Raw genomic sequence first — 17,773 nt, forward strand, 5'->3', positions numbered from 1 at the left:
CAAGAGCTGAATCGCGCATAAGTAGGTTTTCTTCAGCCTACAACTTATTCATGGCTCTTTATAGAAAAGCAATATCTGCCCCCCCTATTTCACATTCGTTTAAGTTTCTAAGCTTAATACCCAGTCCGTGCTCGGGGTCCCAATAACAATCAAAGGACAATCCTATGTTACTGGGACAATCGGCTTCCAGATCAATATATATCTTAACAAGCCTTATAAGCCGTCCCGCCTCTTCTGCCAAGCTTAACAGGCTGGTGTAAAACCCGCCGATATTTCCCCTTACCCACGATGTAAGTGATTTTTTCGAGTTGAAATCGGTCATGACATCGAGTTTCAAGCGTTTTGCCCCGGTTTCAAGGGCTTTTTATTCGCCTGAAGCCGTCTGTGGACGGTTTTCAGGCGAACTTCACCCTAGGCGGGCGCACTCCACGCCGGTTTCGGCGTGAACACCAATAGGTTGAGCATGCGCGTCAGGTTGTAGGCGGCAAAGCAAAACAAGGCCTGACCCGCGACTTTGGCTAAGCCGATGTGACGAGTTTTGCGCAGGCCGCCGACCGTTTTGACCCAGCCAAAGGCTTCTTCGACGATTTTGCGGCGCTTGAGACTTTGGGCGTAACCTTTGCCGCGCGCGGTGCGGCCATCGACGGCACTGCCGGTCTTTTTGCGGGCCACATGGGCTTTGATGTCACGGGACTCGAGTCCGTTGACGAACGCCGCTTGGTCGTAGCCTTTGTCGGCACCGACGCTGCCGCCTTGGGGCACGCGGCGTTTGATCATGTTTTGCGCGGCTTCGATTTCGGCGGTGCCGGTGGCTTGAGTGGTTTCGACATCGACAATCAGGCCGTTGCGATTCTCGGACAAGGCATGGGTGATGTAACGCAGTTTGGCCTCGGTGTATTCGCCTTTCTTGTAAAGCCGGGCTTCGGGATCGGTCGTACTGTGGTGGGTGGCGTTGCTGCGCTTTTCGCCGCTGAAGTCGACCTCGGGATTGCGGCCGGCGGGTTTGTCCGGGCCGCTGCCGTCTTTTTTAACGAAGCTTTTGTGCGAGGCCCAGGCTTCAATGAGGCTACCGTCGACGCTGAAGTGTTCGTCGGACACCAGATTTTGCCATTCGGCTATGGCCAGTACCCGCTCAAAAAATTCGCGACTCAGGGCTTCGGACAGCAGGCGTTCGCGGTTGGCGCTGAACACTGTGCGTTCCCACACGGCGTCGTCGATGCCCAGACCGACAAACCAGCGAAACAACAGGTTGTAGTCCAGTTGTTCCATCAACTGACGCTCGCTACGGACCGTATACAGGACTTGTAACAGCAAGGCGCGCAGCAGTTTTTCAGGGGCAATCGAGGGACGGCCTGTGTGCGAGTAACGCTCGGCAAAGACGGCATCCATAGAGGCCAATACGCCATCAACCAGTAGCCGTAAACGACGCAACGGATGCTGTTTGGGAATACGGTCTTCCAGGCTAACATAGCTGAACCAGCTGTTTTGAATGGCATCGTGTCCGCGCATTGAAAGGCTCCAAATTTAGGTAGCCTATTTTAACAGTTGGCGGCTCATCTATGCCTTAGCTTACTTGGCTTTTCGAGTTTTTCACCAGCCTGTTAAAGGATCAATTGTAATTTCGAATACTTGTTCGTACAGCAACTTCTTAGTTAAGACATTATCACAATAGTATTCAAAAGCCTTATCTATAACTAATTTTTCAATTCCTTCTTTATGGCTTATAAAATAATTAACAGCATCCAAGAATCTAGAGACTTCGGCATCAATATTATCAAACCTTTCTGCTTCGATAAAAATATCTATTTTTTTAGAGTCAGATAAGAATGTTTCATTGATTACCGACGAAAGAACATCATCATCCACGCGAATTTGATTTATCTCGAGCATACACATACCCCTAAAATTTTTCTTTAAGACAACCAGAGGATTTTGATCCAGAAAAATTGAGTCGCTTCGCCAAAGCCTTATAGATTGCTCCCGCCCAACAGTCCAATCGGATCCTGACGAACAAACCGCCCGGCATTCGGATCGTAATATCGATTCAGGTTGTAGTGCAAGCCGGTTTCTTGGTCGTAATACTGGCCTTGGAAACACAGCGGGTTGTCGATTTCTTGAACATCGGCCAGGGCCAGGTTTCCGTAGGCGCGGTAGCGGGCGGACCAGACGATTTTACCTTGGCTGTCGGTCAACTCCCTGGGCGTGCCGAGATGGTCCAGGTGGTAGTGGTAGGTGCTGCCGCCGGCTTGGGTGTGGTCTTGTTCGTGCAGCGCCAAGGGCCGGAAGCTGCCGGGTTCGAATAGGTAGGTGCGGTTGCGCTGGCTATCGGTTTCCGCCAGCAGGCGCGGGCCGTCGTATTGAAAGCGGGTTTCGCCCTGCGCGGTGTGTTTGGCGATGCGCCGGCCCAGGGCGTCGTAGCGGTATTCGCTGATTTCTTGCGGCGTTTCGGCGCGGACCAGGCGGTTATCGCTATCGTATTGGTAGCGGGTGACGATTGGCCGGCCTTGCCGCGTTTTTCTTAGATCAGGTTGCCGGCCCAACGAGGACAAAGCTTTCTGATTCTGGACTTGGCGACGAATCAGTACGTCTCCCTGGATAAGACTAATATACGGCTAATTTTGCCTAAGCGGCCTAACAGGCTGGTGAAAAACCCGCCGATATTTCCCCTTACCCACGATGTAAGTGATTTTTTCGAGTTGAAATCGGTCATGACATCGAGTTTCAAGCGTTTTGCCCCGGTTTCAAGGGCTTTTTATTCGCCTGAAGCCGTCTGTGGACGGTTTTCAGGCGAACTTCACCCTAGGCGGGCGCACTCCACGCCGGTTTCGGCGTGAACACCAATAGGTTGAGCATGCGCGTCAGGTTGTAGGCGGCAAAGCAAAACAAGGCCTGACCCGCGACTTTGGCTAAGCCGATGTGACGAGTTTTGCGCAGGCCGCCGACCGTTTTGACCCAGCCAAAGGCTTCTTCGACGATTTTGCGGCGCTTGAGACTTTGGGCGTAACCTTTGCCGCGCGCGGTGCGGCCATCGACGGCACTGCCGGTCTTTTTGCGGGCCACATGGGCTTTGATGTCACGGGACTCGAGTCCGTTGACGAACGCCGCTTGGTCGTAGCCTTTGTCGGCACCGACGCTGCCGCCTTTGGGCACGCGGCGTTTGATCATTTTTTGCGCGGCTTCGATTTCGGCGGTGCCGGTGGCTTGAGTGGTTTCGACATCGACAATCAGGCCGTTGCGATTCTCGGACAAGGCATGGGTGATGTAACGCAGTTTGGCCTCGGTGTATTCGCCTTTCTTGTAAAGCCGGGCTTCGGGATCGGTCGTACTGTGGTGGGTGGCGTTGCTGCGCTTTTCGCCGCTGAAGTCGACCTCGGGATTGCGGCCGGCGGGTTTGTCCGGGCCGCTGCCGTCTTTTTTAACGAAGCTTTTATGCGAGGCCCAGGCTTCAATGAGGCTACCGTCGACGCTGAAGTGTTCGTCGGACACCAGATTTTGCCATTCGGCTATGGCCAGTACCCGCTCAAAAAATTCGCGACTCAGGGCTTCGGACAGCAGGCGTTCGCGGTTGGCGCTGAACACGCTGCGCTCCCAGACAGCATCGTCGATACCCAAACCAACAAACCAGCGAAACAACAGGTTGTAGTCCAGTTGTTCCATCAACTGACGCTCGCTACGGACCGTATACAGGACTTGTAACAGCAAGGCGCGCAGCAGTTTTTCGGGGGCAATCGAGGGACGGCCAGTGTGCGAGTAACGCGCGGCAAAGACGGCATCCATCGAGGCCAGTACGCCATCGACCAACAGCCGTAAACGGCGCAACGGATGCTGCTTGGGAATGCGGTCTTCCAGGTTGATGTAGCTGAACCAGTTGTTTTGGATGGCATCGTGTCCGCGCATTGAAAGGCTCCAAATTTAGGTAGCCTATTTTAACAGTTGGCGGCTCATCTATGCCTTAGCTTACTTGGCTTTTCGAGTTTTTCACCAGCCTGCTAATCTTCAAATTCGTCAGTTTCGACAAGCTGGTTTACAAACAATTGAAAAGACACGCCTAACTTCTTTTTTGCCTTCTCATGATTTTGTTCGTCACTCAACGCTTCATCCCATCTGTCAACCGCATAAAAGTAAACTTCGCCAGATGTATCGATGCAAAAGTAATTTCCCCCATGATCAATGGCAAACGGGATCAATCCTTTGGGCATTACATTCTTTGCAACCATCAGTAAATAACTATCTTCCAAAGTCCGCTCGGTTCCAACCGGGAATTTCATAGGCAAAAATTTTTTAACCCATAGAGAACAGCCATCCTCCAAAATCCAAAAACTATTTGAAGGTATACCGCCATTATGTATTAAATAATGATTGACCAATTCTTCCGGCAAAACGAGATTCAAATGTTGCTGAATATCTCCAATATCTTCTGAAGATAAATTTACTCCCCCCTTTGAGAAAAGTATTCTTGACACCATATTCTGCACCTCCGATTTAACCACATTTAGGTTTGCGGCCCTTCAACCAGCCGTTTTTGTTGGCTATATCGACTGACTCTTTACTGTCATACTCAACACCATATTGCTTCTCAAACTGAGACACCGAGCCTCTATGCGGAAAACTAGCCTCGTGAGCCTCAGTTTTCACCAACTGCATAGTGGTTTTCCCTGTAGACGGATTAAAATCATCAACGTGATGCCAAGTATACCCTTCGGCATCTACAGGGCTTATTCCCGCAGCCTTATAGGCCTGGACAAAGTCTCTTGATCTCGAACCCTGCATCGTTATTTCCACAATGCTTTGCTGCCCAGTTCCCGATGGGAACAAATCCGGGCTACCGGAAAAATCTACACCGGTAAGCGGCGCTAATCCGAGAGGGTCCACTGACATTATCGGATTCACAAGATAACAATATATGTTTATCCCCCCTTTGATGCCAATCGGATCCTGATGAATAAACCGCCCTGCATTCGGATCGTAATACCGGTTGAGATTGTAATGCAAACCGGTTTCGGCATCGTAATACTGGCCTTGGAAACGTAGAGGATTGTCGATAGTTTCGACATCGGCCAGGGCCAAGTTGCCGTAAGCGTGGTAGCGGGCGGACCAGACGATTCTGCCATTGGTATCGGTCAGCTCCCTGGGCGTGCCGAGATGATCCAGGTGGTAGTGGTAGGTGGCGCCGTTGGCTTGGGTGTGGTTTTGTTCGTGCAGCGCCAAGGGCCGGAAGCTGCCGGGTTCGAATAAATAGGTGCGGCTGCGCTGGCTATCGGTTTCTGTGAGCAGGCGTGGGCCGTCGTATTGAAAGCGGGTTTCACCTTGCGCGGTGTGCTTGGCGATGCGTCGGCCTAGGGCGTCGTAGCGGTATTGCGTCGTGCCATTCGGCGTTTCGGCGCGAATCAGGCGGTTGTCGCTATCGTACTGGTAGCGGGTGACGCTGTGGCCGGCCTTGCCGCGTTTTTCTTCGATCAGGTTGCCGGCGACGTCGTAGCTGTAGTGGCGGTCGCCCATCATCAGCAAGCGGTCGCCTTCGACGCGGCCGGTTTCGGCGCTGGCGCCCAGCAGGTTGCCGGCCGGGTCGTGGACGAAGCTTTCCGGGCTGAGGCCTTCGCTGCGGATCAGGCGGGCGGCGGGATCGTAGTGGTATTGGCTGCGGCCCTGGCGCAGGTCGTCCAGTTCGCGGAGTTTTCCGGCCGTATCGTAGCTGTACTGGCGACCGATCAGCGGCGCCTGGCCCTTGCCGGCGACACGTTGCCGCAACAGGCGGCCCAGCGGATCGTAGTCGTAGTCGGTGTTGAGTGGGCCTTGGCTGCGGCCGATTTCCCGGCCCAGATCGTCGTAGCGGTGGCTGGTGAGGGTTTGGCCGTCGAATTCAATGCTGTCCAGGTAGCGCTCGCCGAAACGGTAGTCGATGCGGTGCCGGTCCGGGGTTTCGGTGTGGATGCGCCGGCCCAGCAGGTCGTATTTGTGGCGGACGATGGCGCCGTTCTGGTTTTCCTGGTTGATCTGGCCCAGGGCGTTGTAGCCCAGCAGCACCAAGCTGTCGGCATTTTTGGCTAGTTGCAAGCGGCCCAACGGATCGTAGCCGTATTGGCTCAGGCTGCCGTCGGCGGCGTGTTTTTTCAGCAAGCGGCCGAGGCGGTCGCGTTCAAAGCGGGTGACACTCCAATCGCCGTCGGCGGCGGGTTGCAGGTAGGCTTCCAGCGCGCCGGCGGCATTGTAGCGGTAGCGTTGGATGCGGCCGTCGAAGCCGATTTCTTCGATGAGGTTTTCGTCGCGGTCGTAGTTAAGGCTGTAGGTTTCGCCTTTGGGGTTGACCAGGCCGATCAGGTTGCGTTCGCTGTCGTAGCGATAACGCATTTCATGGCCCAACGGATCGATGCGGGCGGTGGGTTGGGACAGGCCGTCGTCGTAGCGGTATTCGGTGGTGTGACTCAGGCCATCGATGTAATGGGTCAACAAGCCGGCGGCGTTGTAGCGCAGTTGCACGGTGCTGCCGTCCGCGTGTTGCACCGCGGTGACACGGCCGGCCGCGTCGTAGCCGTAACGGGTGGTGCGTTTGTCTTGATCGACGATGGCGACGATACGATCATCATCGTCGTATTGGTAGCGGGTCTTGATGCCCTCAAAGCCGATCTCGCCGACCAGGCGCAACTGTTCGTCCCACAACAGCGAGCGGGTGCGGCCCAGTGCATCGGTGATACGCACCGGCACGCCTTGAGCGTTGTATTGATACTGGGTGACCGCGCCGTTGGCGGCGACGGTTTCTTCCAGACGGCCGTTGGCGTCGTAGCGGCGCAGCCAGCGCTGATCCAAGGCATCGATCAGTTCGACCGGACGGCCTTGTTTGTCGTATTTGACGCGCTGGCTAAAACCCAGCGCATCGGACACCCCGATCAGGCGGCCTTCGTTATCGTAGTTAAAGCGGGTGACGCCGCCATCCGGTGCTACGGTTTGCGCCAGTTGATTGTCGGCGTTGTAGCTATGGCAGGTTTCCCGGCCTTCCGGGCTGCGTTCCAAGAGCAACAGGCCTTGCGGATCGTGATGATACACCGCGACGCCGCCACGCGAATCGATGGCATGGCTGACGCCGTCCGGTAACCATTCGAAACGGTAATCGTAAACGCCGTTATCGCCCCAGTTGTGCAGACATTTGCCTTGCGGCGTGTCTTGATCCCATTCGAAGTAAAAGTTAAAGCCGGTGGGCAGGGTGCGGCGGGCGATGACATGATTGCGATAAGCGTAGCTTTCGCCTTGATCGAGGCGGTCGCGAGCACCGATTAAATCGCCTTCTTCGCTATAAAGATAATTTACCAGCGGCTCGCCGGCCGCTTCGAATCCGCTTCCGACACGTTTGCCGGGACGAATCGCGACGATGCGCCGGCCTTGGCGTTCCAACAGTAAATGCTTGTTCCAGCTGGCGGAGATGCGCTCGACGTCGCCGTTGGCGTCGCGGTGAAAATACAGGCTTTGGCCCTGGCTGTTGTGCCAGGCCCGCAGAGGGCAACGGCCAGACCGACCGGTAAAGGTTCTTGCTAAGCCGCTAGGATCGACGATGCGATACTGGCCGTTTTCCCGGTACAAGCGAACCTGTTCCGGTAGATTAATGCTATGGGCTCCGGGCTTGGGCAAGGGCAAATCGATACGCTGACCATCGGCATTGCAAAACGTCACGCGCTCGCCGATTTCCAGCCACTCGTCCAACGGCGTCAGCCAGCCGAAACCCAATTGATGATCAACATCGGATTGGCTGCTACGGTAATAACGCCGCCAAGCCAAGGGCAATGGGCCATCCCAAGTAAAGTCGATTTTTTCCAGCATTTCCTCGCCGGTGAGCATGCTGATCGGCTCGCCGGCGGTTTTGCAATCCTTACCCGGACATGCGGTTTGTTTAGAGGTGGCGGCCCCGCCGGCGGCTTCCCCCTCCGCCGCCGCACCCGCACGAGCCGGCGCTTTACCGGATGCCGATTTGCCGGTTGCTTGCGATGGCGTTACTGCTTCCGAGGCGGCTCCCGATTCGCGGGCCAAGCCTTTTTTTCCGCGTAAAGAACGCACTTTTGCCAACAGCGCGACGAAGGCCGCAACACCGATCACCGCGATGGCTTCCGCCAGATGCGTGGCAGCTTCGTCTAGATCTTGTTCATTGCCCGCAGTGGCGGTGATCGCCAAAAATTCGCCCAGGTCGCGGGCGACGCCGAATACCGCGAGCCCGAACATCAGGATGCCGCCGACCAGCATCAGAATATCGACGATTTCGCCAACGCCAAACACGTGGGCGCCAGCCCAAATAACCAATGTGGCGGCCATGATCGCCAAGCTTTCCGGACTGAGCAGCGCTTCAAACTCGCGGCGCATACTGCCGGGCAGTTTGGGTGCGGTTAAACGCAAGGCTTCGGAGAATTTGCGCTCCAGCGTCCAGCTCCCCACCGTTTCCACCGGTATGGGCATAGGCATATTAGGTGCGGGAGCCGATTGGACCGCGCTAGTACTGGCAGTTGCGGGTGGCGGTGGAGGCATCGGCGCTGCGACTTTCGCTTTATCCCCCTTCAGCAGATAAAACCAGGTGTCTTTACCGACGATACCGTCAGCGTTAATGCCGACGCTTTGTTGATACTGGCGCACGGCATTCGCGGTAGCCTGAGCAAACCGCCCATCAAGGACCAAGTTTGGCGATGGACTAAGACAGGCGTTAAGTAAGCCTTGCAACTGCCGAACCTCAGCACCTTGCGAGCCCGGCTTTAATGTCGGTAAACCGCTACGAGTCGGTACTATGCGCGGTGCTGCCTTAGCCGGTTGGCCGGGTAATACGCCTATGGGTGTCGGCCGTGGCGTAGCATCGCGGATCGTCGTGCCGGCATCGATGTTGCGCGGCCGGATCTCGGAGCCCGTTGGCCTGGGATCTTTCCATCCGGCCATCTATACCTCCATCCAGGCACACGCTGTAGTCTGGATGGACGCATTGTCGTCGCCACCCAGCTCGACGCCGGCCCGGCGTCCCTTATCCCTGTAGTATTCCAGCATTATCCTTACTCTATCCGGTTGGTTTCGCGCGGCGGAAAAATGATCATCAGTTGATCATCACCATCCCGCCTTTAAGGGTCAGCATGCCATCGCCACTCACCGTGGTCTGCAAGCCCTTCAATTCGGCCTGGGTGTCTGCCTGGATTTTAACGGTCATGCCTTTGATCGTGACGCCACTATTGTCGATTTTGATGCTGTTGGAGCCCACTTTAAGCTCTATGGACTGCCCGGCTTCTTCGGAAATGCTGCCGGCGTTGACTTTGACGGTCCGGTTCCCTTGGGTGACGGTCAAACTGTCGTTGCCTTTGTCGATTTCCACGGTGTGATTGCCGGTCTTGACCGTCAATTTGTCGTTGCCTTGGTCCAGCGTGATGGTGCGGTGATTGTAGATGTCCACGGTTTGGTCGCCGGCATCTTTTTTCTCGAAACCGATTTTTTGCACGTCGTTGTTTTCAACAATGCGCGTAAAGTTTTTCTCGGCGTGCATGTAGAGCTCTTCGTTACCTTTCTTGTCTTCGAAGCGAATTTCGTTGAAATTTTCAGCCGCCCCATTAGGCGTGCTGCGGGTTTTGATCCCGCTTTGGGTTTTGTTGGCATCTAAGCTATAAGGCGGCATTTGTTGGGCGTTATACACGCGCCCGGTGATGATGGGATTGTCCGGATTGCCTTCCAGAAAATCGACGATCACTTCCTGGCCGACGCGCGGAATAAACATCGATCCCCAATTATTGCCGGCCCAAATCTGCGCAACCCGCACCCAAAATGAGCTATTTTCATTTTTTGTGCCAAGCCGATCCCAGTGAAATTGCACCTTAACCCGGCCATATTGATCGGTCAGGATTTCGTCACCGCTGCCGCCGACGACTATGGCGGTTTGCACACCCTGCACTACCGGCACGCGGGTACGCCGCGGCGGACGGTAGGCGTATTCGGTACTGATAACGGAATAGGTACATTGAAACTCGTCCATGCCGCCCGCTTCGGCGATACCGTAGTCGTTGTTTTGGATCTGGAATTGGGTGGATACCGTCAGATATTCACGGTTTTGATCGGCACGCGGAAATTCCGACAAGGTGAATTTTTGTCCTACCGCCAGCGTGCGCACATTGCCGAGCGCAACGGTTTGCTCGTGCTCCGCGCGTAGCTCTTCCATGCGCAGGCGTGAGTATCGCTCACCCTCGCTGTCTACTTTGAACTCCCCCGGATAGTCGTAGACGGTTTTGCTGGCTTGAGCATGTTCGCCAGGCAAATCTTTGACTTTGTCCAAAGGCGCGGTTGTCGCCTCGAAATCGAAATCCTTTAAGCGGTAACTGCCGGAACGAATTTGCCGTCCAAGCCGCCATTCATAAAAATGCTCCTCGTCGCGCCCGCCCTGGTTTGCGGCAGGGTAGTATTTGACCGTGGCCGGTGTCGCTGCCGCCAACTTGGTAATGTCGTCGCACAACACCAGCGAATGAATGCTGTCGGTATGCGTGAAGTAATAGTAGATACCTTCTTCTTCGAGCAGCCGGCTAATAAAATTGAAGTCGGTCTCCCGATACTGTACGCAAAAATCGCGGGGTTGGTAGGTGGTGGAAAACTTTGTCGTTACGTCGGTATAACCATGCTCGGCGAGGACAGCCTTGACCATGTCCGGTACATTTTTGGTTGCCGACGCCGGCGATAAAACGCGACAGTTACTGGCTTGCGTCAGTAACCACACTTTCGGATGCACAATAGCTCGGTAGAAATACAGGTCGCCGAGCATACCGAATTGGTTAATCTGCGTGACAATGCCGTTGAACGGGCGTAGCGCACCGTTATCCAGTTGCAATTTGACGGTAATGCTGGTGCCCAAGACCGTTTGCAGATCAATATCGCCGTTCTCGCTCAGCAATTCCAACTCGTACTCGAACAAACTGCTCAATTGTTCTTTACCAGTCATCCGATACAGCACAAAGGTATCCGCACCGGCGGCTGTCACCACCGAAGCGGTGCGAGATTCTTGAGAAAGTGGCATGGTGAAATCCTAACGCTAAAACGATAATTTTGAGATAAAGCCGGCGTCAGCCACCGATCAGTACCGTAGGGTAACCGAGAATAATGGTGCCGCCATGGGCGCACATATCACCCATCCTGGCGGCCGGCATGTTGGCTATCATCACGGTTGCCGACCCTTTTGCGATGGTATCTGGCGGCCCAACACAGACCAACATATCAGTCGCGCGCGCCGCAGGCATATTGCCTATCATGACGGTCGGCGCACCGGGGCCGCTGATCGGTCCGCCGACATGCGGGACCGGTCCCGTAAACATCGGGCAAACATGCATATCTGTTAATCGTGCGGCCGGCTGTCCCATCGCAATCTCCTTAAGCCGCCTGCCAAAGTCGGCCGTTACCGCCGTTGGCAATATCAATAGCCTGATCGATAAAAAATTGGTATTTCTCATAGGCCTTTTCCGGCTGAGTCAATACCGCCGCCAACATTACCGCACCGGCCACCGCCTTGGCCGTCAGATTATCCGCAGGAGGAACCGATGGTGCGTCTTCCGGCGCCATACTGCCATCACTCCAAAACGCGGCCATGGCTGCCCATGCGGCAGGGTTTTCGAAGGATGCGCTGTGAGCGGCAGCGTTGGCGGCCCGGCGATTAGGCTCGGTTGGCTTAAATACCCACAACTCTGCAGCATCGAGCGCTTTAACGACTTCAGGGGGTGTTTGCGGGCTCACCACACTGCGCGCAGAAAGGCAGGCCCACCAGGTCGCTTCGCGCTTGGGTAACGCTCTGGCCATAAAACGCACGGCATCGGGATAAAGTTGCTGTTCGAGCAATTTATTCAAAAAATCAACCGGCGCAGGGTCCGCAAGTAGGCCTGCAGTTGCTTGCTGATCCAGTTGAATATCCTGGCAAATCGCCGAGGCTTTAGGTATCGATACTTTAGTTAATGACACTGCGCCAGCCATGTATTCCCCACTTTCCGTTCACCTTTCAAATATAAATCGAAAAACCGTTCAGCTTATTATGCCGTTTATCTCACTACGCAGACTCATCATCGTCACTCCATTCTTTTTCATATCCGGCGTTAACCAGATAAGATCTTAGTGTGTTCATGATGTACTCATCATAGGCTTGAAGATCGCGATGACCAGCGGCATCAAACCCTTGCTCAGCATCTTTAACCGACTCGTCGACCATCTGCCAGAAAAACGCCGTCAGCAGTTTGGCCTCGTGGGCGTTTTTTACATATCCTTTGTCAATAATCTCGATGATGCCATTTGCTTGTAGTTTATGAGCATAGTGCATGAGTATTTCTTTTTCCTCAGGATACTTGTAGGCAATCATTTCAAGAACCTTTCCACATGCGGATATACTGCCATTCTATCGGCAATCATCAATAGTTTTGCCGCTAAGGCGTCGATGGTCATACGCTCGGTAACTGTTAACAAATAGTGCTGATTATCCCGAGTATCTTGTACAAACTTGAGCCCAGCCGGCAATTCAAAGCTCGCCAATAACCAATTAATATCAATTGGCTTATCTTTATTCCATTTACGTTTTAATTTGATCTGATCTTTTAAATGATTCCATCCAGCCGAAAATGAAAGCCCCATTTGTTCATGCGGTTCCACCCAGTTTTTGCACGGCGAAAAAAGATAATCTTTTTCTCGTATACCTTCAATCATAGCTCCTTGACTTTGATCCAAATACAAAGTCGGATGCTGTCCGGCAACAATAGGCCGAGCCCGAAACTCCCCCAGCCCCTTAATATATTCCCGCAAATCATTGACTGAATTTAAATGTGTCATCTTTACTTACAGAGATTATCATTGTGAAGTACCCCAGACTTTTTTAAATTGTCAAAATAGGCGAAAGCTATCGTAGCTCAGAATAGCGTTAACGTATTCTAAGGAATGACTCCTAGAATACGTTTCACTACTCGGACCTTCAGTTCTTAGAACCCCTTAGCCATTACTCCCGATAAGCGGGAATCTTGGATTCTTACGGTTTTCTTGCATAGAGTGATAATGACCTGGATAACTAAATATGGACGGCGCAGGCCACAATTACGAAAATACATTCCCCAGAATTGTGTCTTTATATACGCTGCAAGCGTTACCGCTATCTCTATTTACAAATTTAATCCCAATTCCACGTAGCCTTATTGAAATTTAGGAACTTCCCCGTATCCAATTCGACACCGGCGTTAATCCCAGATTTTGTCGCCAAATTCGAGCCAACACCTGGGACAAATTGCTTTAGCTTGGGGTCGTAAACTTGAGTTGCACTGGCGCGTAGGCTTAGGTCTCGACAGCAACACCAGATAATTTCATGTCCAGCCAAGTCCTTAACAATATCCTTGAGTTTCTTCGCTGCGGTAACTCGATAGACTCTGCAATTGGCAGAATCCGGATTCTGAGCCAACGCAGCATCAGTTGGTCCGATATATTCTGCATCATCGGGATACAGCGTCATATTCTGGCAGCTACGATACTCACCTACGATGTTTGTTGGGCTACCTTTAAAGGTTCCATTGACAATTTTATAAACATCGCTCGAAAGCATGAGCTTTGCATTCTCAGTATAAAACTTAACGGTTGTTCCTTTTGGCAGATCAAAGTATCCATCCGACACAGTCCAACCACCATGCCCTGTCATAAAATATTTCATTTTCAACTCCCCTATTTTTTATTGAGCAAATAGTTTAATGATCTAAAAGCTTCAATCATTTGTAACAAACCCAGCGACAAGGACTGAGCAACGGATAGGCATCCGATGTGTCAGACACTGGAACCTAAAGCAGATTTTTCACACAATATCAACGCGCTCTATTCGACTATAAATTAACAAGTCGTTCCAAATAGCTCACCTGAGTTTGAGCCCCCCGGTGCTAGGTTATTAACCGACACTAATCTCGATTTTGGGTCTAGCGTTACCAGCCTGCCAATTGACCCATCTAATTTTAATGCTGCCTGCTTCCCTACACCCTGAGCCAATACTCGGAATTGCACATATTTTGCATCCTAACTTACTTTTAACAAATAGTCTTTCAACCACTTACCAAACAAATACGCCGTAAAAAATAGCCCATCTAAATAATTCAAAAATCACTCTTCCGTATTATTAAATACCCAAAAAACAAGCCAAACCATCATCAAATCAATTCTTCATATCAACTTTAAACGCGCATTTAAAATCAATTTTTTATGGCCTATATTTTCTTGTAAAAATTGATTTCACTCCAGACTCTCTAAACAAACTTTTACTCTGTTTTCCGACAGCCCGTATTAATTCACCAGCAACCACTCTTTAGGCATGAAAATACAATCAAATAACCAACTCGCAACCGAGTATTCGAACCTAATCTAAAAAGCGATAGTTAAATTTCAAACAAGTTTTTGCCAATTCGCAACATCAACCGACGACTCAGCCATCACAGTTACTATCCGATGATTCGTCCCCTGACCGACAATAATTACTATGCTAAGCCTGTCTAATTCGGCAATAGATTTACTCCCCCCATTTCCTAGTATCACTTCATAAGCCTTAACAAAACTGGGTAACGGACTTACGAAATGAAACCTGCTATCAGGATACGTAACATGCTTATAGTAGGTCGGCGACGGCGAACTTTTAAGCGCTAACGATACAAGTTGCTGCTCGTCTTCCTCTTTCTGATCCTCCCAAAAAATCTGCGGAGTCATAATAGGCACCTTGACAATCTCCTCGGTGGAAGTGCCATGCCACCCCTTCTTTATAACAACCTCTTCCTTTTCCCCTGTCTTAACTGAACGAGTTACTTTTTTTTGAAAAAACGTAACTCGTGCAGCTCCAGTTTTATGAGCCATCGCCAAAGTCTTAGAACGATGTTTGCCGTCTTTATGACCTGCGAAATAACCTGCCAAAGCGGACGCCACATCCATATTAATACCGCTCACCGCCGCTTCCGCAATGCTCTTACTGACCGCCATGATTTTATCCTCTACTTAAAATTGAACATTCGGAAAACTACAACGAGCCCCTTAAACTTTGTCATCTATGGCCCCGAGTGGAGCATCAGACCAACTTAAGGTGTCAGGAAAACCCATACCCAAACTCACCGTCCTCAACCTTCACATGCACTCTTTGGATAGGCGTACCCTCCATCATTCGGGTCAAGAACTCCTCACTAATCTTCGGCAACACGGTATTGGTCAAAATGGCGTCTATCATCCGTCCGCCGCTTTCCAATTCAGTACAACGGCTGGCAATCAGTTTGATGACTTCGTCGTCGTAACTGAACGGGACTTTGTGCGATTCTTCGACGCGCTTTTTGATTCGGCCCAATTGCAACCGGGCGATTGCGCCTATCATTTCGTCGTTGAGAGGGTAGTAAGGAATAACGACTAAACGTCCAAGCAAGGCTGGCGGAAATACTTTTAACAACGGTTCGCGCAAAGCCTTGGCAATGCCTTCCGGCTCCGGCATTAAATCCGGGTCTTTGCACAAGTTGGCAATCAGGTCGGTGCCGGCATTGGTGGTCAGCAAGATCAAGGTATTTTTAAAATCGATGACCCGGCCTTCGCCGTCTTCCATCCAGCCTTTGTCGAACACTTGGAAGAAAATCTCGTGCACATCGGGGTGGGCTTTTTCCACTTCGTCCAGCAATACCACACTGTACGGCCGGCGCCTTACCGCTTCGGTCAACACGCCGCCTTCGCCGTAACCGACATAGCCCGGAGGCGCGCCTTTCAAGGTGGAAACGGTATGCGCTTCCTGGTATTCGCTCATGTTGATGGTGATGACGTTTTGCTCGCCGCCATATAAGGTTTCGGCTAGCGCCAACGCGGTTTCTGTCTTACCCACGCCGGAAGTACCGGCCAGCATGAATACACCGATGGGCTTGTTCGGATTATCCAGGCCGGCGCGCGAAGTCTGGATGCGCTTGGCGATCATCTCCAGTGCGTGGCGTTGGCCGATGATGCGCTGCTCCAGCAAATCCGGCAGCTTCAGTACCGTTTCGATTTCATTTTTGACCATCCGGCCAACCGGAATGCCGGTCCAATCTTGCACAACAGCGCCTACAGCCTGCTGATCGACGGTTGGCAAAATTAGCGGCGACTCGCCTTGTTGTGCGTGGAGTTGAGCCTGCAAGGCTTTCAATTCGGTCAGCCAAGCGTCGCGATCATTGGCTTCGCTACCAGCATCGCCTTCCGCCGGTTCGGCTGTATCGACAGCGTGTCCAGCCGATCTGAGTTTGCCGCGCAATTCCAAAATCTTGCCGACCAATTCCTTCTCGGCATTCCAACGCTCTTCCAAACCAGCCAGCCGCTCCTGTTCGGCAGCCAATTTTTCGTTAGCTACTTGCTCCCGCGCAGCCACTTCGACACCGACGGCTTTTTCCCGGCCGATAATCGCCAACTCAGTTTCCAAGGCTTCTATGCGTTTACGGCAGTCGTCCACTTCGGCGGGCACCGCGTGTTGGCTGATGCCGACTCGGGCACAGGCGGTGTCTAATAAGCTGACAGCCTTATCTGGTAATTGCCGGGCGGGGATATAGCGATGGGATAATTTGACGGCCGCTTCCAGCGCTTCATCCAGAATCAACACCTGGTGATGTTTTTCCTGCACCGAGACCACGCCGCGCATCATGCCGATGGCTTTTGCTTCGCTCGGCTCCAGCACTTGCACGACCTGAAAACGTCGGGTCAAGGCCGGGTCTTTTTCGATATGTTTTTTGTATTCCGCCCAGGTAGTGGCCGCGACGGTGCGCAATTGGCCGCGTGCCAGCGCCGGTTTTAATAGATTGGCGGCATCGCCGGTACCTGCCGCGCCGCCCGCACCCACCAAGGTATGGGCTTCATCGATAAACAGAATGATGGGTTTTGGCGAGGCTTGCACTTCTTCGATGACTTGGCGCAGGCGGTTTTCGAATTCGCCTTTCATACTGGCGCCGGCTTGCAACAAGCCGACATCCAAAGTCCGCAAGCTCACATCGCGCAATGACGGCGGCACGTCGCCGGCGACGATCTTCAGCGCAAAGCCTTCGACGACTGCGGTTTTGCCGACACCGGCCTCACCGGTCAGAATCGGATTGTTCTGCCGGCGGCGCATCAGAATATCGATGACCTGCCGAATCTCTTCCTCACGGCCCACGATAGGATCTATTTTGCCGTTACGCGCCTGCTCGGTCAGGTCAACGGTAAATTGTTTCAGCGCCTCCTGCTTGCCCATCGCTGCCGGTGCAATCGCACCGCTGGCTTCGCCGGGCGTAGCGCCAACCAGCGAACCATCATTGGCAACCAATCCATCTTCGGGTGAACCGGACACAATCTTCGGCAACTCGTCGGAAACCGTATCCGGTCTGAGTTTTTCGAACTCTTTGGAAATTCCCAGCAACTCGTTGCGCAAGGATTTGGTTTTCAACATACCGACCAATAAATGGCCGCTGCGCACCTGAGACTCACCGAACAACAATGTGCCGAAGACCCAGCCGCGTTCGACACTATCCTCGATATGCGGCGAAAAATCGGAAATAGCTGTAGAACCGCGCGGCAAGCGGTCCAGCGCGTTAGTCACGTCCTTGGCAATCACCGAGGCATCCAAACCGTAATGCTTCACCAAGCGGTGCAAATCGGAGTCTTGCAGTTGTAGCAGTTGGCTTAACCAATGCACCAACTCGACATAGGGGTTGCCTCTTAGTTTGCAAAACACCGTCGCACCCTCGACGGCTTTGTAACAAACCTTGTTCAATTTCCCAAACAACTTGACTCGGCTAATTTCCGCCATGGTGTTTATTCCTCGCTA

General features: G+C 52.7%; 14 protein-coding genes. All 14 read right to left on the bottom strand.

Annotated elements, in window-relative coordinates:
• Positions 1-411 precede the first annotated feature (411 nt).
• Positions 412-1,509 (bottom strand): IS5 family transposase, encoded by a 1,098-nt coding sequence (locus JWZ98_RS20550; RefSeq protein WP_205451560.1) that lies wholly within the window; start codon positions 1,507-1,509, stop codon positions 412-414.
• Positions 1,510-1,590: 81 nt separating this feature from the next.
• The gene (locus JWZ98_RS20555; protein ID WP_205451561.1) at positions 1,591-1,890 is read right to left on the bottom strand and encodes a hypothetical protein; all 300 of its coding nucleotides are present in this window, start codon (positions 1,888-1,890) and stop codon (positions 1,591-1,593) included.
• A gap of 77 nt (positions 1,891-1,967) precedes the next feature.
• Positions 1,968-2,549, bottom strand: coding sequence for an RHS repeat-associated core domain-containing protein (locus JWZ98_RS20560; protein ID WP_240348118.1), 582 nt, complete (start codon positions 2,547-2,549; stop codon positions 1,968-1,970).
• 250 nt (positions 2,550-2,799) lie between these two features.
• Positions 2,800-3,897, bottom strand: a complete 1,098-nt coding sequence (locus JWZ98_RS20565) for an IS5 family transposase (protein ID WP_205451286.1) — start codon at positions 3,895-3,897, stop codon at positions 2,800-2,802.
• Positions 3,898-3,989: 92 nt separating this feature from the next.
• Positions 3,990-4,466, bottom strand: a complete 477-nt coding sequence (locus JWZ98_RS20570) for an SMI1/KNR4 family protein (RefSeq protein WP_129871448.1) — start codon at positions 4,464-4,466, stop codon at positions 3,990-3,992.
• Positions 4,467-4,482: 16 nt separating this feature from the next.
• Positions 4,483-8,904, bottom strand: coding sequence for an RHS repeat-associated core domain-containing protein (locus JWZ98_RS20575; RefSeq protein ID WP_205451562.1), 4,422 nt, complete (start codon positions 8,902-8,904; stop codon positions 4,483-4,485).
• A 151-nt stretch (positions 8,905-9,055) separates the two neighbouring features.
• A complete protein-coding gene (locus JWZ98_RS20580; protein WP_205451563.1) occupies positions 9,056-11,008 on the bottom strand; it encodes a type VI secretion system tip protein VgrG in 1,953 nt (650 codons plus the stop codon).
• Positions 11,009-11,054: 46 nt separating this feature from the next.
• Positions 11,055-11,348 carry a PAAR domain-containing protein gene (locus JWZ98_RS20585; protein ID WP_101053084.1) on the bottom strand — a complete coding sequence of 98 codons (294 nt, stop codon included), beginning with the start codon at positions 11,346-11,348 and terminating at the stop codon, positions 11,055-11,057.
• 10 nt (positions 11,349-11,358) lie between these two features.
• A complete protein-coding gene (locus tag JWZ98_RS20590) occupies positions 11,359-11,940 on the bottom strand; it encodes a hypothetical protein (protein WP_225892927.1) in 582 nt (193 codons plus the stop codon).
• A gap of 85 nt (positions 11,941-12,025) precedes the next feature.
• Positions 12,026-12,331 carry a hypothetical protein gene (locus JWZ98_RS20595; RefSeq protein ID WP_205451564.1) on the bottom strand — a complete coding sequence of 102 codons (306 nt, stop codon included), beginning with the start codon at positions 12,329-12,331 and terminating at the stop codon, positions 12,026-12,028.
• Positions 12,328-12,795 (bottom strand): hypothetical protein, encoded by a 468-nt coding sequence (locus tag JWZ98_RS20600; RefSeq protein ID WP_205451565.1) that lies wholly within the window; start codon positions 12,793-12,795, stop codon positions 12,328-12,330. Before JWZ98_RS20600 ends, JWZ98_RS20595 begins: the two co-directional genes overlap by 4 nt.
• A gap of 331 nt (positions 12,796-13,126) precedes the next feature.
• Positions 13,127-13,657 carry a putative adhesin gene (locus tag JWZ98_RS20605; RefSeq protein ID WP_205451566.1) on the bottom strand — a complete coding sequence of 177 codons (531 nt, stop codon included), beginning with the start codon at positions 13,655-13,657 and terminating at the stop codon, positions 13,127-13,129.
• A gap of 716 nt (positions 13,658-14,373) precedes the next feature.
• Entirely contained in the window at positions 14,374-14,958 is a 585-nt protein-coding gene (locus JWZ98_RS20610; protein ID WP_205451567.1) for a hypothetical protein, read from the bottom strand.
• Positions 14,959-15,061: 103 nt separating this feature from the next.
• A complete protein-coding gene (gene tssH, locus JWZ98_RS20615) occupies positions 15,062-17,755 on the bottom strand; it encodes a type VI secretion system ATPase TssH (RefSeq protein WP_205451568.1) in 2,694 nt (897 codons plus the stop codon).
• Between the last annotated feature and the right edge of the window lie 18 nt (positions 17,756-17,773).

This window comes from Methylomonas sp. EFPC1 (assembly GCF_016925515.1).
GTDB classification, from domain to species: domain Bacteria; phylum Pseudomonadota; class Gammaproteobacteria; order Methylococcales; family Methylomonadaceae; genus Methylomonas; species Methylomonas defluvii.

Bases quoted from the DNA above. Each gene is read 5' to 3' on its own strand.
- JWZ98_RS20585 (WP_101053084.1), bottom strand. From the start codon at position 11,348: ATGGGACAGCCGGCCGCACGATTAACAGATATGCATGTTTGCCCGATG.
- JWZ98_RS20555 (WP_205451561.1), bottom strand. From the start codon at position 1,890: ATGCTCGAGATAAATCAAATTCGCGTGGATGATGATGTTCTTTCGTCG.
- JWZ98_RS20600 (WP_205451565.1), bottom strand. From the start codon at position 12,795: ATGACACATTTAAATTCAGTCAATGATTTGCGGGAATATATTAAGGGG.
- JWZ98_RS20550 (WP_205451560.1), bottom strand. From the start codon at position 1,509: ATGCGCGGACACGATGCCATTCAAAACAGCTGGTTCAGCTATGTTAGC.
- JWZ98_RS20595 (WP_205451564.1), bottom strand. From the start codon at position 12,331: ATGATTGCCTACAAGTATCCTGAGGAAAAAGAAATACTCATGCACTAT.
- JWZ98_RS20575 (WP_205451562.1), bottom strand. From the start codon at position 8,904: ATGGCCGGATGGAAAGATCCCAGGCCAACGGGCTCCGAGATCCGGCCG.
- JWZ98_RS20565 (WP_205451286.1), bottom strand. From the start codon at position 3,897: ATGCGCGGACACGATGCCATCCAAAACAACTGGTTCAGCTACATCAAC.
- JWZ98_RS20570 (WP_129871448.1), bottom strand. From the start codon at position 4,466: ATGGTGTCAAGAATACTTTTCTCAAAGGGGGGAGTAAATTTATCTTCA.
- JWZ98_RS20580 (WP_205451563.1), bottom strand. From the start codon at position 11,008: ATGCCACTTTCTCAAGAATCTCGCACCGCTTCGGTGGTGACAGCCGCC.
- JWZ98_RS20605 (WP_205451566.1), bottom strand. From the start codon at position 13,657: ATGAAATATTTTATGACAGGGCATGGTGGTTGGACTGTGTCGGATGGA.
- tssH (WP_205451568.1), bottom strand. From the start codon at position 17,755: ATGGCGGAAATTAGCCGAGTCAAGTTGTTTGGGAAATTGAACAAGGTT.
- JWZ98_RS20610 (WP_205451567.1), bottom strand. From the start codon at position 14,958: ATGGCGGTCAGTAAGAGCATTGCGGAAGCGGCGGTGAGCGGTATTAAT.